Annotated in this window: 23 protein-coding genes; 15 read left to right on the forward strand and 8 right to left on the reverse strand. The window is 74.0% G+C overall.

Annotation, left to right across the window (positions count from 1 at the left end; genetic code table 11):
- The first annotated feature begins 7 nt into the window (after positions 1 to 7).
- Together ACZ6S5_RS23225 and ACZ6S5_RS23230 are read left to right on the forward strand one after the other, a co-directional pair.
- On the forward strand, positions 8 to 625 hold the full coding sequence (locus ACZ6S5_RS23225) for a biliverdin-producing heme oxygenase (protein WP_466003601.1): 618 nt from the start codon (positions 8 to 10) through the stop codon (positions 623 to 625).
- Between the two features lie 131 nt (positions 626 to 756).
- Positions 757 to 1,716 carry a TIGR03560 family F420-dependent LLM class oxidoreductase gene (locus ACZ6S5_RS23230; protein WP_466003603.1) on the forward strand — a complete coding sequence of 320 codons (960 nt, stop codon included), beginning with the start codon at positions 757 to 759 and terminating at the stop codon, positions 1,714 to 1,716.
- A 41-nt stretch (positions 1,717 to 1,757) separates the two neighbouring features.
- On the opposite strand, the gene ACZ6S5_RS23235 is transcribed toward ACZ6S5_RS23230, so the two are convergent.
- Positions 1,758 to 2,339, reverse strand: coding sequence for a TetR/AcrR family transcriptional regulator (locus tag ACZ6S5_RS23235; protein WP_466003605.1), 582 nt, complete (start codon positions 2,337 to 2,339; stop codon positions 1,758 to 1,760).
- Between the two features lie 71 nt (positions 2,340 to 2,410).
- On the opposite strand from ACZ6S5_RS23235, the gene ACZ6S5_RS23240 reads away from it, so the two are divergent.
- A complete protein-coding gene (locus tag ACZ6S5_RS23240; protein WP_466003607.1) occupies positions 2,411 to 3,604 on the forward strand; it encodes an FAD-dependent monooxygenase in 1,194 nt (397 codons plus the stop codon).
- Between the two features lie 84 nt (positions 3,605 to 3,688).
- Here the strand turns inward: ACZ6S5_RS23240 and ACZ6S5_RS23245 are convergent, their stop codons facing one another.
- Positions 3,689 to 4,225, reverse strand: coding sequence for an SRPBCC family protein (locus tag ACZ6S5_RS23245; RefSeq protein WP_466003609.1), 537 nt, complete (start codon positions 4,223 to 4,225; stop codon positions 3,689 to 3,691).
- Positions 4,226 to 4,227: 2 nt separating this feature from the next.
- Positions 4,228 to 4,536: an ArsR/SmtB family transcription factor gene (locus ACZ6S5_RS23250; RefSeq protein WP_466003611.1), complete on the reverse strand. Its 309-nt coding sequence runs from the start codon at positions 4,534 to 4,536 to the stop codon at positions 4,228 to 4,230.
- Positions 4,537 to 4,634: 98 nt separating this feature from the next.
- On the opposite strand from ACZ6S5_RS23250, the gene ACZ6S5_RS23255 reads away from it, so the two are divergent.
- The 3 genes from ACZ6S5_RS23255 to ACZ6S5_RS23265 all read left to right on the forward strand — a co-directional run bounded on the left by ACZ6S5_RS23255 (position 4,635) and on the right by ACZ6S5_RS23265 (position 7,644).
- Complete coding sequence (locus ACZ6S5_RS23255; RefSeq protein WP_466003613.1) at positions 4,635 to 5,564, forward strand: LLM class F420-dependent oxidoreductase; 930 nt, start codon at positions 4,635 to 4,637, stop codon at positions 5,562 to 5,564.
- 80 nt (positions 5,565 to 5,644) lie between these two features.
- Positions 5,645 to 6,382 carry a hypothetical protein gene (locus ACZ6S5_RS23260; protein ID WP_466003615.1) on the forward strand — a complete coding sequence of 246 codons (738 nt, stop codon included), beginning with the start codon at positions 5,645 to 5,647 and terminating at the stop codon, positions 6,380 to 6,382.
- On the forward strand, positions 6,379 to 7,644 hold the full coding sequence (locus tag ACZ6S5_RS23265; protein WP_466003616.1) for an FAD-binding protein: 1,266 nt from the start codon (positions 6,379 to 6,381) through the stop codon (positions 7,642 to 7,644). Before ACZ6S5_RS23260 ends, ACZ6S5_RS23265 begins: the two co-directional genes overlap by 4 nt.
- A gap of 17 nt (positions 7,645 to 7,661) precedes the next feature.
- Here the strand turns inward: ACZ6S5_RS23265 and ACZ6S5_RS23270 are convergent, their stop codons facing one another.
- Complete coding sequence (locus ACZ6S5_RS23270) at positions 7,662 to 8,102, reverse strand: MarR family winged helix-turn-helix transcriptional regulator (RefSeq protein ID WP_466003618.1); 441 nt, start codon at positions 8,100 to 8,102, stop codon at positions 7,662 to 7,664.
- Positions 8,103 to 8,175: 73 nt separating this feature from the next.
- On the opposite strand from ACZ6S5_RS23270, the gene ACZ6S5_RS23275 reads away from it, so the two are divergent.
- Positions 8,176 to 8,817 carry a maleylpyruvate isomerase family mycothiol-dependent enzyme gene (locus ACZ6S5_RS23275; protein ID WP_466003619.1) on the forward strand — a complete coding sequence of 214 codons (642 nt, stop codon included), beginning with the start codon at positions 8,176 to 8,178 and terminating at the stop codon, positions 8,815 to 8,817.
- On the opposite strand, the gene ACZ6S5_RS23280 is transcribed toward ACZ6S5_RS23275, so the two are convergent.
- Entirely contained in the window at positions 8,786 to 9,949 is a 1,164-nt protein-coding gene (locus ACZ6S5_RS23280; RefSeq protein WP_466003621.1) for a site-2 protease family protein, read from the reverse strand. The genes ACZ6S5_RS23275 and ACZ6S5_RS23280 overlap by 32 nt on opposite strands.
- Before the next feature lie 145 nt (positions 9,950 to 10,094).
- On the opposite strand from ACZ6S5_RS23280, the gene ACZ6S5_RS23285 reads away from it, so the two are divergent.
- Complete coding sequence (locus tag ACZ6S5_RS23285; protein WP_466003622.1) at positions 10,095 to 12,197, forward strand: prolyl oligopeptidase family serine peptidase; 2,103 nt, start codon at positions 10,095 to 10,097, stop codon at positions 12,195 to 12,197.
- Here ACZ6S5_RS23285 and ACZ6S5_RS23290 read toward each other — a convergent pair.
- The gene (locus tag ACZ6S5_RS23290) at positions 12,175 to 13,023 is read right to left on the reverse strand and encodes an alpha/beta hydrolase (protein WP_466003624.1); all 849 of its coding nucleotides are present in this window, start codon (positions 13,021 to 13,023) and stop codon (positions 12,175 to 12,177) included. The genes ACZ6S5_RS23285 and ACZ6S5_RS23290 overlap by 23 nt on opposite strands.
- A gap of 41 nt (positions 13,024 to 13,064) precedes the next feature.
- Complete coding sequence (locus ACZ6S5_RS23295; protein ID WP_466003626.1) at positions 13,065 to 13,805, reverse strand: TetR/AcrR family transcriptional regulator C-terminal domain-containing protein; 741 nt, start codon at positions 13,803 to 13,805, stop codon at positions 13,065 to 13,067.
- A gap of 106 nt (positions 13,806 to 13,911) precedes the next feature.
- Between ACZ6S5_RS23295 and ACZ6S5_RS23300 the strand changes: the two genes are divergently transcribed.
- The 5 genes from ACZ6S5_RS23300 (at position 13,912) to ACZ6S5_RS23320 (ending at position 19,013) form a co-directional block, all read left to right on the forward strand.
- On the forward strand, positions 13,912 to 15,366 hold the full coding sequence (locus tag ACZ6S5_RS23300) for an MFS transporter (protein WP_466003628.1): 1,455 nt from the start codon (positions 13,912 to 13,914) through the stop codon (positions 15,364 to 15,366).
- A gap of 115 nt (positions 15,367 to 15,481) precedes the next feature.
- Entirely contained in the window at positions 15,482 to 16,372 is an 891-nt protein-coding gene (locus tag ACZ6S5_RS23305) for an ABC transporter ATP-binding protein (protein ID WP_466003630.1), read from the forward strand.
- A 29-nt stretch (positions 16,373 to 16,401) separates the two neighbouring features.
- On the forward strand, positions 16,402 to 17,205 hold the full coding sequence (locus tag ACZ6S5_RS23310) for an ABC transporter permease (protein ID WP_466003632.1): 804 nt from the start codon (positions 16,402 to 16,404) through the stop codon (positions 17,203 to 17,205).
- Positions 17,206 to 17,227: 22 nt separating this feature from the next.
- Positions 17,228 to 18,385 (forward strand): sensor histidine kinase, encoded by a 1,158-nt coding sequence (locus ACZ6S5_RS23315; protein WP_466003634.1) that lies wholly within the window; start codon positions 17,228 to 17,230, stop codon positions 18,383 to 18,385.
- A 4-nt stretch (positions 18,386 to 18,389) separates the two neighbouring features.
- Positions 18,390 to 19,013, forward strand: a complete 624-nt coding sequence (locus ACZ6S5_RS23320) for a response regulator (protein WP_466003636.1) — start codon at positions 18,390 to 18,392, stop codon at positions 19,011 to 19,013.
- A gap of 81 nt (positions 19,014 to 19,094) precedes the next feature.
- Here the strand turns inward: ACZ6S5_RS23320 and ACZ6S5_RS23325 are convergent, their stop codons facing one another.
- The gene (locus ACZ6S5_RS23325; RefSeq protein ID WP_466003638.1) at positions 19,095 to 20,540 is read right to left on the reverse strand and encodes an alpha-amylase; all 1,446 of its coding nucleotides are present in this window, start codon (positions 20,538 to 20,540) and stop codon (positions 19,095 to 19,097) included.
- Positions 20,541 to 20,818: 278 nt separating this feature from the next.
- Between ACZ6S5_RS23325 and ACZ6S5_RS23330 the strand changes: the two genes are divergently transcribed.
- A complete protein-coding gene (locus ACZ6S5_RS23330) occupies positions 20,819 to 22,348 on the forward strand; it encodes a hypothetical protein (protein WP_466003640.1) in 1,530 nt (509 codons plus the stop codon).
- Positions 22,345 to 23,811, forward strand: a complete 1,467-nt coding sequence (locus ACZ6S5_RS23335) for an NADH-ubiquinone oxidoreductase-F iron-sulfur binding region domain-containing protein (protein ID WP_466003642.1) — start codon at positions 22,345 to 22,347, stop codon at positions 23,809 to 23,811. The genes ACZ6S5_RS23330 and ACZ6S5_RS23335 overlap by 4 nt, the downstream gene beginning before the upstream one ends.
- The last annotated feature ends 11 nt before the right edge of the window (positions 23,812 to 23,822 follow it).

Consider the following 23,822-nt stretch of genomic DNA (forward strand, 5'->3'; position numbering starts at 1 on the left):
TTGCCGGATGTCGAATCAGGTTCAGCCCCGGCGTACGGAGCCGGTGTCGCCCATGCTGGCCGCGCTGCGCGACGGCACCCGGGAGCACCACCTCGCCCTGGAGCGCCAGCTGAACCTGCCCGGCCGGATCCGCACCCGGACCGACCTCGGCGCCGTCCTCGCCGCGATGCTCGCCGCCTGGGCGCCGCTGGAGCGGGCCCTCGCCGCGGCGGACTGGTCCGGGCTGCCGCTCGACGCCCGGCTCGGCGAGTCCACCGCGCTGCTCCGCGCCGACCTGACCGCCCTCGGCGTCCACCCCGACCGGTCGCCCCGGGGGTCCGAAGTCCGCTTCGACACCACCGCCCGGGCGGTCGGCGGCCGGTACGTGCTGCTCGGCAGCGCGCTGGGCGGCAGCGTCATCGCCCCCGCCGTGGAGCGCCGCCTCGACCTCGCGGAGGGCACGGCGACCGGCTTCTTCCGGCGCAGCGGCCGGGCGCCGGGCCGCGACTGGCGGGACTTCCGGCTCGCCCTGGCCGGCCGCGACTGGTCCCCGGCGGAGCTGCGCGAGGCGACCGAGGCCGCCCGGGAGACCTTCACCTTCGTCGGCCGGGCCGCCGCTTCGCTCCTCGACCGCCGCGCCGCCTGACCCGGCCGCCGATCCACCCGGCCGTACGTGTGACCGGCCGCCCGGCGGGCGACCCGCCCCGGTCGCCCGCCGGGCCGCCGCCGCTACCCTCGTCCCTCGGCCCGGACCGTCCGGGAGACGAGGAGGCGCAGGTGAGTGGGATCCGGTGGGGCGTGGTGCTGCCCCAGGGCTGGCGGTCGGACCTGACCCACCTGGCCGACCCGGTGGCGCAGTTCGAGGCGATGGTCGGGGTGGCCCGGGAGGCCGACGAGCTGGGCTGCGACTCGGTCTGGCTCTACGACCACGTGCAGGCCGTGTCCGGCGCGCCGGAGACCACCTTCGAATGCTGGACCAGCCTGGCCGCGATCGCCCGGGAGACCCGCCGGGTCCGGCTGGGCCAGATCGTCACGTGCAACAGCTTCCGCAACCCGGCGCTGCTGGCGAAGATGGCCGCCACCCTCGACGTGGCCAGCGCCGGCCGGGCCTTCCTCGGCCTCGGCGCCGGCTGGGACCAGCGCGAGTACGACGCGTACGGCTTCCCGCAGCCGTACCCGTCGACGGGGGAGCGGCTGACCCGGCTGGACGAGGCGGCGGCGGTGGTCACCGCGATGCTGCGCGAGCCGGTCGCCACCGTCGAGGGCCGGTACCATTCGGTACGCGGGGCGCAGAACGTGCCGACCGGGGCGGGCCCGTCGCCCGTACCGTTGCTGATCGGCGGCAGCGGCGAGAAGCGCACCCTGCGGACGGTGGCCCGGTACGCGGACGCCTGCAACCTGACCGACCACACCGACCCGGGCTTCTACCGGCACAAGCTGGACGTGCTGGCCGGGCACTGCGCCGACCTCGGCCGCGACTACGCCGCGATCCTGAAGACCGCCTCCTTCTCCGTCTTCACCGGCGCCACGGACGCCGAGGTGGCCGGGCGGCTGGCCGGTCGGGACCGGGTGGAGACCGCCGCGGGCAGCGCCGTTGGCACCGCCGCCGAGCTGGTCGAGGTCTTCGGTCGGCTGGTCGAGGCCGGCATGGAGTACTTCATCCTCTACTTCCACGAGCCGACCGACCTGGCGCCGATGCGGCTGTTCGCCCGCGAGGTCGTGCCGCAGCTCGGCTGAGCCCAGCAGCCGGGCGCCGTTGTCGGGGAGGCCGGTCTAGGTCAGCCCTGACCGAACTCCGCCGTCACGGCACGCAGCGCCCGGGTCAGCTCCTTCGCCGTCGGCGCCGTCTCCGGGTCGACCAGCCACTGGGCCGCCACACCGCCGATCAGCGACTGGTGGAAGGCGCCGAGCGCCAGCGCGGCGGCCTCGTCGGTGCCCGGGTCGAGCCGGTGGAAGACCTCGGCGAGGCCGAGCCGGGCCTGCCGGGTGACGCCGGCGAACGCCTCGCGCAGCTCGGGGGACCGGTCCATCTGGGCGATCAGCTCGAACTGGATGGCCCAGAGCGGTCGCAGCCGGGCGAACGACTCGATGATCCGCTCCCAGGCCGCCTCGAACCGCTGCTCGGGTGTCGCATTCGGCCCGGCGTCGTGGGCCAGCGCGCGGTTCAGCTCCTCGCCCCACTCCGCCATCGCCTCGAAGAGCGCCTCGTTGAGCAGCGCCCTGGTGGTGCGGAAGTGGTAGCCGATGGCGGCCAGGCTGGTGCCGGCGGCGGTGGCGACGTCGCGGGCCGTGGTGGCCGCGTAGCCCTTCTCCATCAGGCAGCGCTTCGCCCCGGCGAGCAGGTCCTCCCGATTTCCCATACCGGGCAGCCTACCGGAGTCCTTGAACAAACGTCTTGCACAAATGTCTAACACGCTTGTACCGTGAGGACATGACCGATGTGCTGATCTCCGGCGCCGGTGTCGCCGGCACCGCGCTCGCCTGGTGGCTGCGCCACCACGGCTTCCGGCCGACCGTCGTCGAGCGCGCCCCGGCGGTGCGCGACGGGGGCTACAAGGTGGATGTCCGGGGCGCGGCCCTGACCGTGCTGGACCGGATGGGGCTGCGTGAGCAGGTGAGCCGGCGCGACACCGGGATGCGGCTGGCCCGCTTCGTCGCCGCCGACGGCCGCCAACTGGCCACCATGGACGCCGCGCTCTTCGGCGGCCGGGAAGGGGACGACGTCGAGATCATGCGCGGCGACCTGGCCCGGATCCTGCTGGCGGCCACCGGCGACGTGGACTACGTCTTCGACGACTCGATCAGCGCGTTGCGCCCCACGGCCGACGGCGTGGAGGTCGACTTCGCGGGCGGGACGAGCCGCCGCTTCGGCCTGGTGATCGGGGCCGACGGGCTGCACTCGGCGGTGCGGCGGCTGGCCTTCGGCCCGGCTTCGGCGTACCTGCGTCCGCTCGGGCACCACATCGCCATCTGCACCGTGCCGGCCGGATTCGGCGAGGAGCGGGTCGAGTTGATGCACCCCGCGCCGGGGCGGACCGTCGGCGTCTACCGGACCGCCGGTGCGCCGGCTGCGCGGGCGCTCTTCCTCTTCCCGTCGCCGGCCGACGCGCCCGACCACCGGGACGTGGCGGGGCAGCGGGCCGCACTGGCCCGGGCCTTCGCCGGGGCCGGGTGGCGGGTGCCGGAACTGCTCGCCGCGCTTCCTGACGCGCCGGACCTCTACTTCGACGCGATGAGCCAGGTCCGTATGGACCGCTGGTCGACCGGCCGGATCGGCCTGGTCGGGGACGCCGGGTACGGGGCCTCGCCCGCCTCCGGGCAGGGCACCAGCCTCGGCCTGGTCGGGGCGTACGTGCTGGCCGCCGCGCTGGCGGAGGCGGGCGGCGACCCGGCGGCCGGGTTCGGCGCGTACGAGCGCCGGATGCGACCGTTCGTCGAGGCGAACCAGCGGCTCGCCGAGCGGAACCTGAAGGGCATGGTGCTCGGCTCGGCCGCGCAGATCCGGTTCCAGACGCTGATGCTGCGACTGATGCCGCGCTTGCCCGGCCGGGAGCGGATGATCCGCCGGGTGACCGAACCGATCCGCGAGGCGGCCACCGCGATCACCCTGCCGGACGTCGCGTAAGGAAGGGCCCCTTATTAACGCCTGGTGCGGTGAAGGGGCCCCTTCTTAACGGCCGGCCGGCTCAACGGCCGGCCGTGCGGGTGGTCAGGACTCGGAAGCGTTGAGGCGTTCGGCGTACGCGGCGCGCAGGTCCTCCCAGCCGAAGTCCTTCGACTCGCCGCCGCGGATCGGGCCGACCGGGTCACCGTCGAGCAGGTGGCGGGCGACGTCGAGGCAGAGGTGCCAGCCGGCGGCCATCATCGGGGCGAGGTCCGGGTTGTCGATCCGGTGCCGCAGGGCCAACCGGGTGCCGGTCCCGGTCGGGGTCAGTTCCCAGCGCAGCAGCCCGTCGCCCCAGGTGTACTCCAGCAGCGACGGCCGTTCGGCGCGCCGCACCGTCGCCTGCTCCGGATAGGTCTGCTCGCCGTCGACCGTGCTGAGCGTGGCCTCGCCGGGGGTCCCGAGGTCGCGGCTGGCCAGGAACGGGGCCCACTGGGCGAGCCGGTCCGGTTCGGTCAGCGCGGCCCACACCTTCTCCGGCGGGTGCCGCAGGTCCCGGACGAACACCAGGTCCCACCGGTCACCGGCCGGTACGCGGGCGACCTCGGCGAGCGGTCCGGGCCGGAAGCTGTCGCGATCCATCGTCACTCCTGACTGTCGAGATGGCGCTCCAGGGCGTCGAGGTGCGCCGCCCACATCCGCCGGTACGGCCCGAGCCAGTCGTCCACGGCCCGCAGTGGGCCGGTGTCGATCCGGTAGATGCGCTGCTGGGCCGCGGTGCGGCAGGTGACGAAGCCGGCCTCGCGGAGCACCTTCAGATGCTTGGAGACGGCCGGTTGGCTCATCCCCAGCGCGTCCACGAGATCGCCGACGCTGCTCTCCGCCCGGCGCAGCCGGTCGAGGATGCGGCGGCGGGTGGGCTCGGCCAGCACGGCGAACGCGTCGACGGACACCCTGCCAATATGCCGGTCAGGTCATATGCCTGTCAAGGAATACATGCCGGTCCACTGCCCGAGGCGCGCGGTCCCGCCGGTCTTCCTATGCTCGGGGCATGGAACTGCGGATCTTCACCGAACCCCAGCAGGGTGCCAGCTACGACCAGCTGCTCGCCGTCGCGCGCCGCGCCGAGGAGACGGGCTTCGGCGCGTTCTTCCGCTCCGACCACTACCTCAAGATGGGCTCGGTGAGCGGGGAGCCGGGCCCGACGGACGCCTGGACCACCCTCGCCGGCCTGGCCCGGGACACCTCACGGATCCGGCTCGGCACCCTGATGACCGCGGCCACCTTCCGGCTCCCCGGCCCGCTCGCCATCACCGTGGCGCAGGTCGACCAGATGAGCGGCGGCCGGGTCGAGTTGGGCCTCGGCGCCGGCTGGTACGCCGAGGAGCACAGCGCGTACGGCATCCCGTTCCCGCCGGTCGGCGAGCGCTTCGACCGGCTGGAGGAGCAGCTCGCGGTGATCAGCGGGCTCTGGGCGACCCCGGCCGGCGGGACCTTCGACTTCCCCGGCAAGTACTACCCGGTCAGCGACTCACCGGCGCTGCCCAAGCCGGTGCAGCAGCCGCGCCCGCCGATCCTGCTGGGTGGCATGGGCCCGAAGCGGACGCCCCGGTTGGCGGCCCGCTACGCCGACGAGTTCAACCTGCCGTTCGTCTCGGTCGAGGACTCGGTGGCCCAGTTCCAGCGGGTGAAGGACGCCTGCGCCGAGATCGACCGGGACCCGGCCGGCATGGTCTGGTCCAACGCTCTGGTGCTGTGCTGCGGGCGGGACGAGGCCGAGGTGGCCCGCCGCGCCGCGGTGATCGGCCGGGAACCGGCCGAGCTGCGCGAGAACGGCGCTGCCGGCACCCCCGCCGAGATCGTCGACAAGCTCGGCCGGTACGCCGCCGCCGGCAGCCAGCGGGTCTACCTCCAGGTGCTCGACCTGGCCGACCTGGACCACCTGGACCTGGTAGCCGCCGAGGTGATGCGCCAGCTCTGAGCCGTGCACCGGGGCAACCGTGGCTTGACACCTTGACGGATGATGCACCCGGACGACGGCGCCGACGACGGGGGTGGGACGTGGAGCTGCACCGGAGTCGAGGCAACCTGCCGCTGGCCGCCATCTGCGTGGCGGCCGGGGTGATGGTGCTCGCGGTCGCCGTCGAGGGCTCGCTGCTGCGGATGCTGGTCGCCCTCGGCGTCGTGCTGATCGCCGGCCGGGTGCTGGTCGGCGCGCTGCGGCCGTTCCGCTTCGTGATCGGGCCCGAGTGCCTCGACGTGCGCCGGCCCGGCCTGCGCGGGACGTACCGCTGGGAGCAGTTCGAGGCGCTCGCCGTCGACGAGGCGGCCCGGCTGGTCGGGGTGCCGGGGACGGGCTTCCCGGCCGGCGTGCCGATCACCGCGCGGCACCCGCGCGACCGGCGTCCGGCCGTGGAGCTGCTCGACCTCAACCAGGTGCGGGAGCACCCGGACGAGGTGGTGGCGGCGCTGACCCGCTGGTCGGGCGGGCGCTTCACCGACGCGCGTACCCTGTCCGCCGGTGAGTTCGCGACGGCGGCGTTCGAATTCACCCACGGGCTGCGCGGCTACGACGTCCGCGAGGTGGACCGACTGGTCGGGCGGGCCCAGGACGCGCTCGCCCAGGGCGGGCCGGCGGAGCGGCGGGCGGCGCGGGCGGAGATCGAGCAGGCCCGGGCCGCCGGACTACTGGTGGCCCTGCGCGGGTACGACATCGCCCAGGTGGACGCGGCGCTCGACGCCCTCTGCGCCGCCCTGACCGACACCGACACGCCGACCGATCGGACGACCCCCGCGTGACCGACCCCGCCGCTGCTGTCCCCGCCCCGCCGCCCGTCGCCGACCGCAACTGGGCGGGCAACGTCCGCTACTCGGCCCGGGCCCGCCACCGGCCGTCGACGCTGGACGAGCTGCGCCGGCTGGTGGCCCGCGCCGACCGGGTCCGGGCGGTCGGCAGCGGGCACTCGTTCAACCGGCTCGGCGACACCACCGGTGACCTGGTCTCCCTCGCCGGGCTGCCGTCCACCGTCGCGCTGGACCGGGACCGGGGCACCGTCACCGTCGCCGCCGGCCTGCGCTACGGCGACGTCGCCACCCGGCTGCACGCCGAGGGGTACGCGGTGGCCAACCTCGCCTCGCTGCCGCACATCTCGGTGGCCGGCGCGGTCGCCACCGCCACCCACGGCTCGGGCCGGGCCAACGGCAACCTGGCCACCGGCGTGGCGGAGCTGGAGCTGGTGACCGCCGACGGGGACGTGCTCACCGTGGACCGCGCCGACCCCCGGTTCGCCGGGATGGTGGTCAACCTCGGCGCGCTGGGCGTGGTCACCCGGCTCGCCCTGGACGTGGTGCCCACCTTCGACATCCGGCAGTACGTCCGGCTCGGCCTGCCGCGGGAGGCCCTGGACGCCGCGCTCGACGGCGCGTACAGCGCGAGCGTCTTCACCGACTGGCGCTCGCCCCGGCTCGACCAGGTGTGGCTCAAGCAGCACGCCGACCAGCCGCCACCTCCGGCGGACTGGCTGGGCACCGTCGCCGCCGACGTGCCGGCCCATCCGGTGCCCGGCATGCCCCCGGAGAACTGCACGGTCCAGCTCGGCGAGGCCGGGCCGTGGCACGAGCGGCTGCCGCACTTCCGGCTCGGGTTCACCCCGAGCAGCGGCGACGAACTCCAGTCCGAGTGGCACGTCGGCCGCGCGGACGCCGGCGCGGCGCTCGCCGCGCTGGACCCGGCCGCCGAGCGGATCGCCGCCGTGCTGCAGATCTGCGAGCTGCGCACGATCGCCGCCGACGGCCTGTGGCTCAGCCCCAACTACGAGCGGGACAGCGTCGCGTTCCACTTCACCTGGATCGGCGACCCGGCGGCGGTGGCGCCGGTGCTGGCCGAGGTGGAGGAGCGGCTGGTGCCGTTCGCACCGCGACCGCACTGGGGCAAGCTCTTCGACCGCGACCCGGCCGCCGGCTATCCCCGGTACGACGACTTCCGCGCCCTGCTGCGCGAGTTCGACCCCGCCGGGAAGTTCCGCACCGCCGAGCTGGACCGGTACTTCCCGCGTACCTGACGGAGGGTCCCGCGCGGTCACCGGTACGGGTCGGTGATCTCCCGGAGCCGGGTGAGGGCACCGCGGAGTTGGGCGGTGGCCCCCCGGCCCAGGTGCCGGGTCCACTCGGCTTCGACCTCCGCCTCGGCCTTTCGCGCCGCCGCGACGGCGGCCGCGCCGCGCTCGGTGATGGTCACCAGCCGGGCGCGCGCGTCGGACGGGTCGGGCACCCGGCGGACGTAGCCGGCCCGTTCGAGCTGGTCGACGAGGAAGGCGGCCGTCTGTTTGGTGACCCGGGCATGCTCGGCCAACTCGGTGACCCGGGTGCCGTCCGGGCCGATCCGCGCGAACACCCGGCCCTGCGCCACGGTCAGATCGTCGAACCCGGCGGCGGCGACGGCGTCGAACACGCGGGTCTCCATGGCCCGGTACGCGATGAAGCAGAGCAGCCCCAGATTCAGCTCGTCGTCGGCGGACACGACACCCCCTTGACTTGGTCAGATAATCTGACGAATATTGGTCAGAGGATCGTACCAAATTCAGGGAGCGGGCATGCACCGGGACGACATCTGGCGGACCATCGACGACGAGCGTGCCAGCCTGGCCGACCTCCTCGACCACCTCTCGCCGCAGGAGTGGGAGGTGCCCTCGCTCTGCGTCGGCTGGCGGGTCCGCGAGGTCGCCGCACACCTCACGCTCGCCGACACCGGGATGCTGACGGCCACCCTGGCGATGCTCCGGGCCCGCGGGAACTTCGACCGCATGGTCCACGACACCGCGGTGCGGGAGGCCCGACTCCCCGCCGAGCACCACGCCGCCCGACTGCGCGGCATGGTCGGCTCCCGCCGCACGGCGCCGATGGTGACCGAGCTGGAGCCGCTGCTGGACATCCTGGTGCACGGCCAGGACATCGCCGTGCCGCTCGGCCGCAGTCGCCCCATGCCGACGGAGGCCGCCGCTACCGCCGCGACCCGGGTCTGGACCATGGGCTGGCCCTTCCACGCCCGCCGCCGGCTCGACGGCTTCGCGTTCACCGCCGTCGACCACGACTGGTCGGTCGGTCAGGGCGCCCGGGTGGCGGGGCCGATCGCGGCGCTGCTGCTCCTGCTCACCGGGCGGCACGCGGCCGTCGGCGAGCTGACCGGTCCCGGCGTACCGGAACTCACCGCCCGGCTGTCCCCCTCGCCCCACTGACCCCCGTCGTCTGGTCGCGCATGCTGCCGCGCTGCACCGCCCGGCTGATGTCGCTGGGCGAGACGATGCCCACCAGCCGCTGGTCGGTCACCACTAGGGCGCGGCCGTCGGCGCACTCGCTGAGCCGGGGGAGCAGCTCGTTGAGCTGCTCGTCCGGGGACGCGAGCACCAGTTCGTCGGAGCGGCACGCCACCTCGCCCAGGGTGGTCGAGGCGCGGCGGTCGGCCGGGATGCCGCGTACCCGGTCGAGCGTGACCAGGCCGATCGGCCGCCCCTCCTCGGTCAGCGGCAACGCCGAGTGCCGGTACGCGAAGAGATAGTGGTCGACGAAGTCGGCCACCGTCATGTCCCCGGAGGCGGTCTGCGGCTGCGGGGTCATCACGTCGGCGACCCGTACCCCGCGCAGGGCGCTGCCCATCCGGGCCTGCCGCTCCTCCATGCCGGCCGCGCCGATCAGGAACCACCCGATCAGGGCCAGCCAGAGCCCGCCGATCCCCGCGCCGACCAGGAACCGCCACAACCCGAAGGCGATCAGCACGATGCCCAGCACCCAACCGGCGCGGGCGGCCACCACGGAGGCCTTGGTCCGGTCACCCGTGGCCTTCCACACCGCGGCCCGCAGCAGCCGCCCACCGTCCAGCGGCGCGGCCGGCAGCACGTTGAAGATCGCCAGCAGCACGTTGATGCCGGCCAGCCAGGACAGCGCGCCGAGCAGCAGCCCGTGCACCCCGGCCACGGCGAGCAGCACGGCCACGGCCGCGAAGAAGAGCCCGAGCACCAGGCTCACCAGCGGGCCCACCCCGGCGATCCGCAGCTCGGCGCCCGGGTCCTTGGCCTCGCCCTTCAGCTCGGACACCCCGCCGAACAGCCACAGCGTGATCCCCTCGACGCCGATCCCGTTGCGCTTGGCGACCACGGCGTGCGCCACCTCGTGGGCGAGCAGGCCGAAGAAGAAGACCACCGCGGCGGCCAGCCCGGCCGCGACGTACGCGACGCCCGAGTGACCCGGGTAGGAGCGCGGGAACAGGCTGGCCGACAGCGCCCAGGCAATCAGCAGGAAGATGACCAGGACGCTCCAGTTGACCCCGACGGGAACGCCCGCGATCCGGCCAAGCCGGAAGCTCGCCCTCATGCGTCCGTCATACCCGGGTATCCGTCCCCCATGCCAGGGCACAACGGCCCTCCGGCGAAGCCGAGACACATCCGCACCCCGGGACGACGTCACTGGGTCGGATGTCCGACTGGCTCGGCTCGACGCGTCGGGAACACTGGCGAGGGTGACCGACGACGCTGACGACCCGTACCTCTGGCTGGAGGACCTGGACGCGGCGGAGGCGGCCGCCTGGGTGCGGAAGCGCAACGCGGAGACCCTGGCCGCGCTGACGGGGAGCGAGCGGTTCGCCGCACTGCGGACCGAGATCCGGCAGGTGCTCGACGCGGAGGACCGGATTCCCTACCCCGGCTGGCGGGGCGACCACTTCTGGTACGACTTCTGGACCGACGCCAGCCATCCGCGCGGGCTCTGGCGCCGGACCACCCTCGACCAGTACCGCCGTTCGGAGCCCGAGTGGGACGTGCTGCTGGACGTCGACGCGCTGGCCGCGCGGGAGGGCGAGAACTGGGTCTGGCAGGAGGTGACGGTCCTCCGGCCCGGGTACGACCGCTGCCTGATCAGCCTGTCCCGGGGCGGCGCCGACGCGGTCGTGGTACGCGAGTTCGACCTGGTCCGCCGGGTGTTCGTCGCGGACGGCTTCACGCTGCCGGAGGCCAAGAGCGCGGTCTGCTGGATCGACGCCGACCAGCTCTACGTCGCCACCGACTTCGGACCGGGCTCGCTGACCACGTCCGGCTACCCGCGCCTGGTCAAGCGGTGGCGGCGCGGCACACCGTTGTCGGCGGCCGAGATTGTCCACGAGGCTCAGGTGGACGATCTGGGCGTGTACGCCTCGCACGACCACACCCCCGGGTTCGAGCGCGACTTCGTGGGCCGCAGCCTGGACTTCTACCGCACCGAGAGCTACCTGCTGACCGGAGCGGGGGAGCGGCGCCGGATCGCGGTGCCGGAGGACGCCCAGTGGGACGTGCAGCGGGAGTGGCTGCTGATCCGGCTGCGCTCGCCGTGGACCGTCGGCGCGGTCACCCACCCGGCCGGGGCGCTGCTGGCGGCCCGGTTCGAGGACTTCCTCGACGGCGGGCGGGACCTGACGGTGCTCTTCCGGCCGGATCCGCGCACCGCGCTCAGCTACCACGTCTGGACCCGCGACCACCTCATCGTGGCCACCCTCGCCGACGTGCGGAGCCGGCTGGAGGTGCTCACCCCCGGCCCGGACGGCTGGCGGCGGGAGCCGCTGGCCGGGGTGACCGAGTCCGACCACAGCTCGGTCGTGGAGACCGACCCGGACACCGGGGACGACTACCTGCTCGCGGCCGAGGGGTTCCTGCGACCGGCGACGCTGCGGCTCGGGCGGATCGGCGGGGGAGTCGAGACGCTGAAGCGGGAGCCGGTGTTCTTCGACGCGGCCGGCCTGGCCGTACGCCAGTTCTTCGCCACCTCGGCCGACGGCACCCGGGTGCCGTACTTCCTGGTGGGCGACCCCGGAGCCCCCGCCGGCCCGACCCTGCTCACCGGCTACGGCGGCTTCGAGGTCAGCCAGACCCCGCACTACAGCGGCGGGATCGGCCGGGGCTGGCTGGTCCGGGGCGGCACGTACGCGGTGGCGAACATCCGGGGCGGCGGGGAGTACGGGCCCGCGTGGCACCGGGCGGCGCTGCGGGAGAACCGGACCCGGGCGTACGAGGACTTCGCCGCCGTGGCCACCGACCTGGTTGCCCGGGGGATCACCACGCCGGCGCAACTCGGCATCGAGGGTGGCAGCAACGGCGGGCTGTTGACGGGCGTGATGCTGACCCGTCACCCGGAGTTGTTCGGCGCGGTCGTCGCGCACGTGCCGGTGCTGGACATGCGCCGCTACCACCGGCTGCTGGCCGGGGCCTCCTGGATGGCCGAGTTCGGCGACCCGGACCGGCCCGCCGACTGGGCCTGGCTACGCCGGTACTCGCCGTACCACAACGTCAGCGCGGATCGGCGGTATCCGCCGGTCCTGTTCGTCACCTCGACCCGGGACGATCGGGTGCACCCGGGGCACGCCCGTAAGATGGCGGCCCGGCTGCGCGCGTCCGGCCACGAGGTGGCCTACTACGAGAACGTCGAGGGCGGGCACGGCGCGGCGGCGAACAACGAGCAGCATGCCTTCATCTGGGCGCTGACCCTCGAGTTCCTCTGGCAGAAGCTGACCGGGGAAGCACGCCCGCCGCGCCAGGTTGCAGCGGCGGTGGCCGAGCGCGACAGCTCCTCGCTCAGCGGCGGGGGGCCTCGCTGACCACGGTGGGGGAGAACTCGTTGGCTGCTTCGACCGCCCACTCCAGCGCGTAGTCCGCCTCCTCCTCCCAGCCCGGCTCACCGCCGACGAAGTGCGACCGGCCGGGGAACAACTGGTAGCTGGTGATCGCGGTCGAGCCCCGGTAGAGGTTGGCGTTGCTGGACACCACCGACGGGGGCACCACGTGGTCCTCGCCGCCGGCCGTGAGCAGCAGCGGCGCCCGGTCGCTCCGTCTCTTGTCGACCTCGGTGGTCGCGTCCGGGTTCAGGTTGGCGAACGCCGCCTCGAACAGCACGTGACCGGCGCCGGGTACGGCGTACCGCTCCCAGGCCGCGTCGGACTGCTCCTGGCTGATCGTGTTGCCGAAGGAGTACCGGAAGTCCTCCCGGGTGAACGGCACCGCGCGATGGCGGTTGGCCGGGTTGTGCAGGATCGAGTATGAGGAGCGCAACGTGGCGAGCGGCAGCTTCAGCACGCCCTTGATCTGGGCGGGGTGGATGCCGACGCCGGCGGCGCCGAGTTTCCGGTCGACCAGCAGTTGGGTGATCAGGCCGCCGAACGAGTGCCCCATGATGATCGGCGGCCGGGGCAGGTCCCGGATGATCGCCGCGTAGTGGTCGACGATGTCGGTGATCCGCTGATTGGCGATCGGCGTGGAATCCTCCCGCAGTTCCTCGACCTCCCGGTCCATCCCGGGCCACGCCGGGGTGAGCACCCGGAAACCGCGCGCCGCGTACCGGTCGACCCACTTCTCCCAGCTGCGCGAGGTCATCCAGAGTCCGTGGATCAGCACGATCGTGTCGACCCGTCCCGTCGGTACCCCCATGGTCTGGCCCCCCGTTCCGTGACGTCGGACGAGTGCGCTGGTTACCCAGCCCGGTCGCGCTCACTCCCGGCGGGGACGTGCGCGGCGACTCCCTGGATCAGCAGGTCGAGCCCGAACTCGAAGCGGATGTCGCCGTCGCCGTTCATCAGCTCCGCCAGGTGCTCCTGCAGGTGCGGGTAGCGGCCGGGCGGCAGGCTCCGGTAGTAGTCGGTGAGCTGCGCCCGCAGCCGGGTCCACCAGGTCCGCTGGTCCTGGCCGGAGGCGCGCACCTTCTCCGCGTACAGGGCGCCCTCGTAGGCGTCCCCGGCGATGTAGAGGAAGAGCCGGTCCAGGAACCAGGCCGCCGGCTGCGGCGGCACGCCGCCGGCCCGCAGGATGGCGAGCAGCCCGTCGGTGACCCGCAGTGCGTTCGGCCCGCTGGGGATGGTGGCCAGCGAGGCGAGCGCCAGCTCGGTGTGCGTGGCGTAGACCCGGTACGCCTGCCGGGCCACGTCCCGCACCTGTGCCGTCCAGTGGTCCGGATCGGGCGCCGGGACGGTGATCTCCGCGCTGGCCCGGTCCACGAGCAGCTCGAGCAGCTCCTCGCGCCCGGAGACGTGGGCGTAGAGCGAGGCCGGCCCGGTGCCCAGCTCCTGGGCCACCCGGCGCATGCTGAGCCCGCCCAGCCCCTCCCGGCTGATCACCGCGAGGGCGGCGTCGACCACCGCCGGCTGGCTCAGCGCCTGTCGGGGCGCGCGGCCGCGGGGTCGGGTACGCCAGGGCGGGGCGGGCTGTTCGCTCACGGACGACCTCCGGATCGGGGACTCGAACATCGTACTTGCTGCGAACGCTGTTCGTTGATAGAACAGTGTTCGTCAACGAACAGTGTTCGAAGCATCGGAGGACGTCATGACGACCGAACTCGCCTCACCGGCGCCGCCGGACGAGGCAGGGACGGAGCCCGCCGGCCACCCCTGGCGCTGGTACGCCCTGGCGGTGATCCTCGCCGCCGAGGTGATGGACCTGCTCGACGTGCTGGTCACCAACCTCGCCGGACCGGCGATCCGCACCGACCTCGGCGGCTCGCCCACCGTGATCCAGTGGATCGGGGCCGGCTACACCCTGGCCATGGCCGTCGGCCTGGTCACCGGCGGCCGCCTCGGCGACCTGTACGGCCGGCGCCGGATGTTCCTGATCGGGGTGCTCGGCTTCACCGCCGCCTCCGCGGCCTGCGCGCTCGCCGCCGGCCCCGGCACGCTGATCGCCGCCCGGGTGGCGCAGGGCCTGTTCGGGGCGGTGCTGCTGCCCCAGGGCCTCGGACTGATCAAGGAGATGTTCCCGCCGAAGCAGCTCGCCGCCGCCTTCGGCGCGTTCGGCCCGGTCATGGGGATCTCCGCCGTCGGCGGCCCGATCCTGGCCGGCTGGCTGGTCGACGCCGACCTCGCCGGCACCGGCTGGCGCGCCATCTTCCTCATCAACGTCCCGCTCGGCCTGCTCGCCGCCGTCGGTGCGGCGCGCTTCCTGCCCGAGTCCCGCGTCACCCACGCCAGCCGCCTCGACCTGCCCGGGGTCGGGCTCGTCTCGCTCGGCGCCCTGCTCCTGGTGTATCCGCTCGTGCAGGGCCGGGAGCACGGCTGGCCCTGGTGGGCCTTCGCCATGCTGGCCGGGGCCGCCGCGGTCTTCGCGGTCTTCGCCGGGTACGAGCTGCGCCGGCAGCGCGCCGGGCGGGACCCGCTGGTGGTGCCCACCCTGTTTCGCCGCCGCGCGTTCACCGGCGGGCTCGTCGCGGGCCTGGCCTTCTTCACCGCGCTCGCCGGCTTCTCGCTGGTGTTCAGCCTCTACCTGCAGCTCGGGCTCGGCTGGTCGCCGCTGCGCGCCGGGCTGGCCGGGGTGCCGCAGGCGCTCGGCATGGTGGTCGCGTTCGTCATCGCCGGGGCGGGGCTGGCCCAACGGCTCGGCCGCCGGCTCATCCACCTCGGACTCGTGGTGGTGCTGGCCGGGGTCGCCGGGATGCTGCTCACCCTCCACCTGGTCGGCGACCACGTCACCCCCTGGCGGATGGCCCCCGCGCTGCTGGCGGTCGGCTTCGGCATGGGCCTGGTGATGGCGCCCTTCTTCGACATCGTGCTCTCCGGGGTGGCCGAGGAGGAGACCGGCTCGGCCTCCGGCACCCTGACCGCCGTCCAGCAGCTCGGCGGGGCGCTCGGTGTCGCCCTGCTCGGCACCGTCTTCTTCGACGCGATCGGGCACGGGGTGTCGCACGCGGTACGGCTCACCCTCGTCGCGGAGCTGGGCCTGCTGCTGGTCACGCTCCTCGGCGCCTTCCTGCTGCCCCGCCGGGCGCGGGTCGGCGGCGGGCACTGACGGACCCGGCCCGGGCGGTGCGTCCGCCCGCCCGGGCGGGGCCTGACAAATGTCATGGCCCGAAGGTGACGCCCGCTCCGGGGAACCGGACGCCGGGGGCCGGACCATCATGGTCATGACCGACACCGCACCGGCCGTCGAACTGGCCGGACTCACCAAGACCTTCGGCCCGGTGACCGCCGTCGACGGACTCAGCCTCCGGATCGAGCCGGGGGAGGTGGTGGCCTTCCTCGGCCCCAACGGCGCCGGCAAGACCACCACGGTGGACATGCTGCTCGGCCTGGCCCGCCCGGACGCCGGCACCGTCCGGCTCTTCGGCGGCACCCCGGCCGAGGCCGTCCGGCTCGGCCGGGTCGCCGCCGTGATGCAGAGCGGCGGGCTGCTCAAGGACCTCACCGTCGCCGAGACGGTACGGATGACGGCGCACTTCTACGGCCGCACCCGGCCGGTGGCGGAGGTGCTGGAGCGCGCGGGCATCGCCGACCTCGCCGACCGGCCGGTGGGCAAGTGCTCCGGCGGCCAGCAGCAGCGGCTTCGGTTCGCCCTGGCCCTGCTGCCCGACCCGGACCTGATGGTGCTGGACGAGCCGACCACCGGGATGGACGTCGAGGGCCGACGGGACTTCTGGCGGGCGATCCGGGCCGACGCCCGGTCCGGCCGGACCGTCCTTTTCGCCACCCATTATCTCGACGAGGCCGACGCGTACGCGGACCGGATCGTGCTGGTCCGCCAGGGCCGGGTGGTCGCCGACGGAACCACCGCCGAGATCAAAAACCTGGCCGCCGGCCGGCTCGTCCGGGCCACCCTGCCCGGCGCCGACCAGGCCGCGCTGGCCGCGCTCCCCGGCGTGCAGGCGGTCGAGGTACGCGGCGACGCGGTCCTGGTGCACACCGAGGACTCGGACGTCCTCGCCCGGCACCTGCTGACCCGGACCGCCGCCCGGGACCTGGAGATCACCTCGCGCAACCTCGAGGACGCGTTCCTCGCCCTGACCACCACCGCCTGACCGCCGACCCGCTGACACCGGAGCCCGAGATGACTGTCACCGCCTCACCCACCACCGCCTCGACCCCGACCGGGGACCGCCGGCCGCCCGCCCTGGGCGGGTTCACCACCGCCGTACTCGGCATCGAGATCCGCCGGGTCCTGCGTAACCGCCGGACGTTGGTCTTCATCCTGGTCATGCCGGCGGTCTTCTTCCTGCTCTTCGGGCTGCCGCAGCGCGGCCAGAACCTGGACAACGGCCTGCCGGTGACCGGCTGGATCATGATCAGCCTCGCCGTCTACGCCGCGATGGTCGCCACCACCAGCGCCGGGGCGGCGGTCGCCACCGAGCGGGCGCTGGGCTGGAGCCGGCAACTACGGCTCACCCCGCTGCGCCCGGCGGCGTACGTGGCGACGAAGGTGGCCACCGCGATGGTGCTCGGCCTGCTGGGTGTGCTGGTCGAGTTCGCCGTCGGCGCCGCCTCCGGGGTCAAGCTGCCGGTGCACGTCTGGATCGAGTCCGGGCTGACCGCGTGGCTCGGTTCGCTGGTGTTCGCCGCCTTCGGCCTCTTCGTCGGCTACCTCGCCCCGGCCGAGAACGTCATGCAGTTCATGGGCCCGGTGCTGGCGATCCTGGCCATGCTGGGCGGCCTGTTCTTCCCGCTGGACATGCTGCCGCACGTCATGCAGCAGATCGCCAAGTTCACCCCGGTGTACGGCGTCGGCCAGCTCGCCCGGTCCCCGCTGACCGGCGACGGCCTGGACTGGGTGGCGGTCGGCAACGTGGCCGCCTGGACCGCCTTCTTCGGCCTCGGCGCGGCCCGGCTGTTCCGTCGCGACACCAGCCGGGTCTGACCCGCGGGCGGCGGAGGTTAGCGTGTTCACCGTGGCCCTGCCGGCGGAGCGCGCGCAGCAGCCGGTGACCCATTGGCGGTTCACCGGCTGGCTGCTCGCCGCGGTCTGGCTCTTCTTCCTCAACATCCCGCTGCTCGCCGCGCTGCACCAGGCCGAGGTGTGGCGGCGGGTCGTCGGGGCGACGACCCTGGTCGCCTTCGGCGTCTGCTACGTGTGGGTCTTCCAGTGGGCCCGGGCCCACCGGTTGGCCCACCGCAGCATCCCGCTCGTCCCGGCCTGGGTGGCCCTGGCGCTGCTGGTCGGGCTCGGGCTCGCCGGCATCCCGGGCACCGGTGGCGACTGGCTGACCACCCTGGTCTTCGTCGCCGCGGCGGCGGTGTTCCTGCTGCCGAACCGGCAGGCGCTGGTCGTGGTGGTGCTGGCGGCGCTGACGCCGCCGGTGACCGCCGCGCTGGTGCCGGGTTGGGAGGCGGAGGGCACCGTCGTCTTCGCGGTGCTGCTCGCCTCGTTCGCCATGTTCGGGGTGACCCGGCTGACCCAGCGCAACTCCGAACTCCAGGCCGCCCAGCAGGAGATCCGCCGGCTCGCGGTGGCCGAGGAGCGCGCCCGTACCGCCCGGGACCTGCACGACATCCTCGGGCACTCGCTGACCGTGGTGGCGGTCAAGGCCGAGCTGGCCGGGCGGCTGCTGGAGCTCGACCCGGCCCGCGCGGCCACCGAGATCGCCGACGTGGAGCGGCTGGCCCGGCAGGCGCTCGCCGACGTGCGCGGCACGGTCGGGGCGTACCGGGGCGCGAGCCTGGCGACGGAGCTGGCCGGCGCCCGCTCGGCGTTGGCCGCCGCGGGCATCGCCGCGGAACTGCCGGAGACGGTGCCGTCGCTGCCCCCGGAGCGGGACGAGCTGTTCGGCTGGACGGTCCGCGAGGGCGTGACCAACGTGGTCCGGCACAGCGGGGCGCGGCGCTGCGAGATCCGGGTCGGGCCGGCGGCGGTCGAGGTCCGCGACGACGGCCGGGGGCCGGCCGGCGAGCCGGGCGACGCGGGGCACGGCCTGGTCGGGCTGCGCGAGCGGGCCCGGCGGCTGGACGCCACCGTCACCGTCGGCCACCGCCCCGGTGGCCGGGGCTTCCTGCTCCGGGTGGCCGTGCCGGCCGGGCCCGGCGAGCGGCACGGAGGATGACCGGATGACCGAACCGATCAGGCTGCTGCTCGCCGACGACCAGGCCCTGGTCCGGGGGGCGCTCGCCGCGCTGCTGTCGCTGGAGCCGGACCTGACCGTGGTCGCCGAGGTGGGGCGGGGCGACGAGGTGGTCCCCGAGGCGCGCCGCACCCGGCCGGACGTGGCCCTGCTCGACGTGGAGATGCCCGGCCTGGACGGGATCGCCGCCACCGGGGCGTTGCGGGCCGCGGTGCCGGACTGCCGGGTGCTGGTGGTGACCACCTTCGGCCGCCCCGGCTTCCTGCGCCGGGCGATGGAGGCCGGCGCGAACGGCTTCGTGGTCAAGGACACCCCGGCCCGGCAGCTCGCCGACGCGGTCCGCCGGGTGCACGCCGGGCTGCGGGTCGTCGACCCGACCCTGGCGGCGGAGACCCTCGCCACCGGGGCGAGCCCGCTGACCGAGCGGGAGACCGAGGTGCTGCGTACCGCGCGGGGCGGCGGGACGGTCGCCGAGCTGGCCGCCACGCTGCACCTGTCCGAGGGGACGGTCCGCAACCACCTCTCCGCGGCGATCGGCAAGACGGGCGCCCGCAACCGGGCCGACGCGGTCCGGGTGGCCGAGGAGAACGGCTGGCTGCTCGGCGGCTGAGGCGGTCAGACCGTCCGCCGTCCCCGCGTGGACCGGCCGGATCGAGCCGGTCCACGCGGGGCCGTCGGGGTGCGGCCCGGGTCAGGGCAGCTTCGCGCCGATGTGGATGGCCACCGCGTCGTGCGCGTTTATGTTCGCGGCGAACCAGCCGCTGGAGTCCACGGTGATCACCGGCCCGCTGCACGAGCCGTTGCTGTAGTCGCCGTGGATGACGTCGCAGTACCGGCCGGCGGGCAGGCCGGTGTAGTAGGAGCGGCCGGTGATCGCGAAGTCCTCGTCGTTGAGGGTCAGGTAGCCCTTGCCGGCCCGGCTGAAGGCGATGTGCTGCCAGCCGTTGTCGTACCAGTTGGCGACCGCCGCGCCCTGGGTGGCGTTGTTGAAGCCGACCATGTTGGCGATGACCCGCCAGCGGTGCTCGCACTCCCAGCCGGAGTAGCAGGTGGTGTTCAAGGTCTTGTTGTTGGCGTCCGAGGGCGGGCCCTGGTCCTTGTTGCTGAACGTGAAGCTCGACATCACCGCCGGGGTGCCGTACGGCCAGGCCAGCATGAAGGCGTTCGCCAGGGCGTACTCGCCGCGGTCCTTGTAGGTGAGCACGCCGCCGTCGCGCTGGGTGTCGTGGTTGTCGGTGAAGACCACCGCCTGGCTGCCCGGCAGGTAGCCCCAGGCCTCGCCGAAGTTCTTCAGGTACGCCAGCCGCTCGCTGTTGAACATCCGGGCCAGGTCCTTGCCGTACCGGAACTCGTGCACGTCGCCGTTGCCGGTGTACTCGGTCGGCTGGATCGGCTCTCCGGCGCCGTAGATGACCTCCTGGACGAGGTACGCCGAGCGGGAGAGCTTGCCCTTGATAGCGGCGATGTCGGCGGCCGGCATGTGCTTGCTGGCGTCCAGCCGGAACCCGTCCACGCCCAGCGACAGCAGGTCGTTCATGTACGTGGCGAGCCGGGTGCGCACGTAGTCGGTCTCGGTGGCCAGGTCGGCGAGGTTGACCAGCTCGCAGTTCTGTACCTCGTACCGGTCGCCGTAGTTGACGATGTCGTCGTTGCCGTTGCGGCCGCAGTGGTGGAAGTCCTGCCACCCGTAGTTGCCCGGGTAGCTGTAGTGGCCGTACGTGGTGCCGGCCCAGCCGGTGCCGCCGTTGTCCTGACCGGACATGTGGTTGACCACAGTGTCGACGAGGACCTTCACGCCGGCGTTGTGGCAGGTGTTCACCATCGCCTGGAACTCGGCGCGGGTGCCCTTGCGGGACTCGATCCGGTAGCTGACCGGCTGGTAGGCGACCCACCACGGGTTGCCCTTCACGTGCTCCTGTGGCGGCGAGACCTGGACGAAGCCGTAGCCCTTCGGGCCGAGCGTGGACGTGCACTCGCTGGCCACCGAAGTCCAGTTCCACTCGAAGAGTTGGACGATGACCTTCTTGCTGCCGGGGGTGGTCGCGGCGGCCGGGGGTGCCGCCACGGCGGTCGGGACGAGCAGGCCGGCGGCCAGGCCGAGGGCGAGGGCCGCCGAGCGGCATCGGCGTCGATGCATCGGAACTCCTGGGGGTGCGGGGGCGGGGTGTGGGGGGAGGGGTTGCGGTGCCGGGTTCTTGCAGGACCGGCTGAAATTTTCGGCAAGGTTACAAGCGTGTTGCAACGGCTGTCAACGGATGGAAATACGTCGTTGCGCTTCGTGCCAGATGCGGCTACCCGCGCGGCGGGTCGGGGCGGTTCGACGGACCGGCCGAGAATTTCGCCACCGGACTCATCCGTTCAGGACGTCGGTCCGTACTGGAGGGGGAGCAGGCGCCGCGAGAGATCGAGGAGCAGATGGCCCGGGCACAGCAGAACGAGAAGGCCGCGACCGTCCGCACCACCAGCAGCAGCCGAGGTGCCCGAAGCATGTCGAAGCCGGCGATGGTCGCGCTCGGTGCGTCCGTGCTGGCCCTCGGCTGGGCCGGCCTCGAACTGGCCGGCGCGGGCACCACCATGTACGCGTACGGATTCTTCTTCACCGAGTTCTTCGCCGGGGTGGTCGCCCTGGTCTCGCTCAGCCTCACCGTGATGCTGGGGCTGCTCGCCACCGACCGGCTGGTGCTGCTCATCCGGCACCGGGTGCTGCTCCAGTCCGCGCACCGGGCCACCGGCATCCTCGGTGTGGCCGGGCTGGTCTTCCACATCGTCACCAAGATCGCCATCAGCCGGGCCGCCCCGACCGACGCCGTCGTGCCGTTCATCGGCGGCAGTGGCCTTTACGTCGGGCTGGGCACCGTCGCCGCCTTCCTCATGGTGAGCGTGCTCTGGACCGGGCTGATCCGGGTCCGCTTCGCCGACGTCGGCCCCAGGTGGCTCTGGCGCGCGCTGCACTCGATGGCGTACGTCTCCTGGCCGTTCGCGCTGGTCCACGGGCTCAACGCCGGCCGCGCCGCGAAGACCTGGGTGGTCCTCAGCTACCTGGCCTGCGTGCTGCTGGTGGTGGTGGCGCTGCTGGTCCGCCTCTCCGTCCACGTCGGCCGGCGCAGTCGGGAGCAGCACCAGGCCGCCGCGCTCAACCAGGCGATGACCGGCAAGGCGGAGGGCCGGGGTCTGCTCGCCGGACTGACTCGCCGGCGCGCCGGCCGGGAGGAGAAGGAGAGCCGCGCCCCGGGCCGCGAGTCGAGCTGGGCGGAGACCACCGCCACCTGGACCGCGCCGGCCGGCACCGCCCGGCGGCGCGACCCGGAGCGGTTCGCCGTACCGGTGGTGCCGGCGCCCGGCTCGCTGCGCGAGCGGGTCCCGGCGGCCCGCCGCCGCGACGACGAGCGTCCCACCCGCCGCTACCGGGACGAGGAGGAGCGGGTCAGCCGGCGGGCCCGGGCCGACGAGGACGCTGCCACCCGCTACTCGGCCGTGCCGGACGCCGGCGGCCGGCACTCCGCCCCGCCCGACTCCGGTACGCGGTACTCCACCCCACCCGACGCCGCCCGGTATCCGGCCCCGCCGCGCCGCAGAAACGAGCCCGAGGAGCCGTGGGACAGCCCACGCCGGTGGGAGAGCCAGCCCGTCTCCGGCGAGCCGGTCTCGGCCGACCCGATCTCGGGCGGCCCGGCGTCCGGCAGCCCGATCTCGGCGGCACCGCGCAGCGGCGGCGGCCGGCACAGCGTCGAGGAGGACGTGCCGGACGAGCCGGACTACTGGCGCCCGCCGGCCCGCTACGCCCCCGAGGAGGCCTTCGTCGACGACACCCCGACCCTGGTCGACCTGGCCTCCCGCCGGGCGCTGCGCGCCTCCGGAGAGAGCCGGTCCAGCCGGCGGCGGCGGGCCAGCGCGGACGCGGTGGACGGGGCGTACTGGGCCGGGCTGCGGGGCGAGGCCAAATGATGCGGACCGCAGTGCCGCCGGTCGCCTGCGTCGGCGAGCCCCGGCTCACCGCCGGCTTCGCCGAGTTCCGCCGGCTCGACCTGATGGCCCACGAGCACGTGCACGGCCCGATCGGGCCGATGGAGCCGGCCGCACTGCTCCGGCTCGCCGAGGCGATCGACCTCAAGGGCAAGGGCGGCGCGGGCTTCCCGTTCGCCGGCAAGCTGCGCGCGGTGCTGGAATCCTGCGAGCGGCAGGACCTCACCGCGGTGGTGGTGGTCAACGCCACCGAGGGCGAGCCGGCGAGCTGGAAGGACAAGGTACTGCTCACCCGGGCCCCGCACCTCGTCCTCGACGGTGCGGCCCTCGCGGCGTACGCGCTGGACGCCGAGGAGATCGTGATCGGGGTGGCCGACGACGAGATCGGCCGGCCGTCGCTGACCGAGGCGTTGCAGGAGCGGCGGATGCCGGTGCCGACCAGCATCGTCACCGTGCCGCACCGGTTCATCTCCGGCGAGGGCGGGGCGCTGGTCAACGGCATCAACGGACTGCCGCACATCCCGCCCGGCACCAAGAAACGGTCCAGCGACTCGGGCGTGAACGGGCTGCCCACCCTGCTCTCCAACGCCGAGACGTACGCCCAGCTCGCGGTCGCCGCGCGGCTCGGCCCGTACGAGTACGCCGCGCTCGGCACCGACGACGAGCCGGGCACGGTGCTTCTCACCGTCACCGGGGCGGCGCGGCGCCCGGCCGTGGTGGAGTGCGCCGCCGGCACCCTGCTGCGGGAGATCCTCGAACTGTGCGAGGTGCCCGACGGGCCGGGCATCCTGGTGGGCGGCTACCACGGCAAGTGGATCACCCCGGAGGCGGCGGACCGCGCGGAGGTGTCCCGCAAGGGCCTGTCCACCGTCGGCGGGACCCTGGGCGCCGGCATCATCGTGCCGCTCGGCCGGGACACCTGCCCGCTCGGCGAGGCCGCCCAGGTGGTCCGCTACCTGTCCGGCGAGTCCGCCGGGCAGTGCGGGCCGTGCAGGATGGGCCTGCCCGACCTGGCCCGCGCCGTCGACCTCGCGGTCTCCGGCAGCGCCCCGATCGAGGTGGTCCGGGCCGCGGCCGGCGACGTGAAGGGGCGCGGCGCGTGCAGCCACCCGGACGGCACCGCCCGGTTCGCCCTCTCCGCCATGGAGGTGTTCGCCGAGGACCTGCGGCTGCACGCCACCGGCGAGGGCTGCGGCAAGCGGGTGAAGGGCGTGCTGGGACTGCCCGGCGCGCCCGACGCGAACCCGCAGAAGCTCACCCTCGACTGGTCCCGCTGCGACGGGCACGGGCTCTGCGCCCACGTCGTGCCGGACTTCATCCGGCTCGACGGCAACGGCTACCCCGCCTTCCCGCCCACCCCGGTGCCCACCTGGCTGCGCCAGGGCGCGCTCAAGGCGGTCAAGGTCTGCCCCGAACTCGCGCTCCGGCTGGTCAAGGCCGAGTAGCCGACCGAGAG

It is taken from the genome of Micromonospora sp. NPDC051924 (assembly GCF_055586005.1).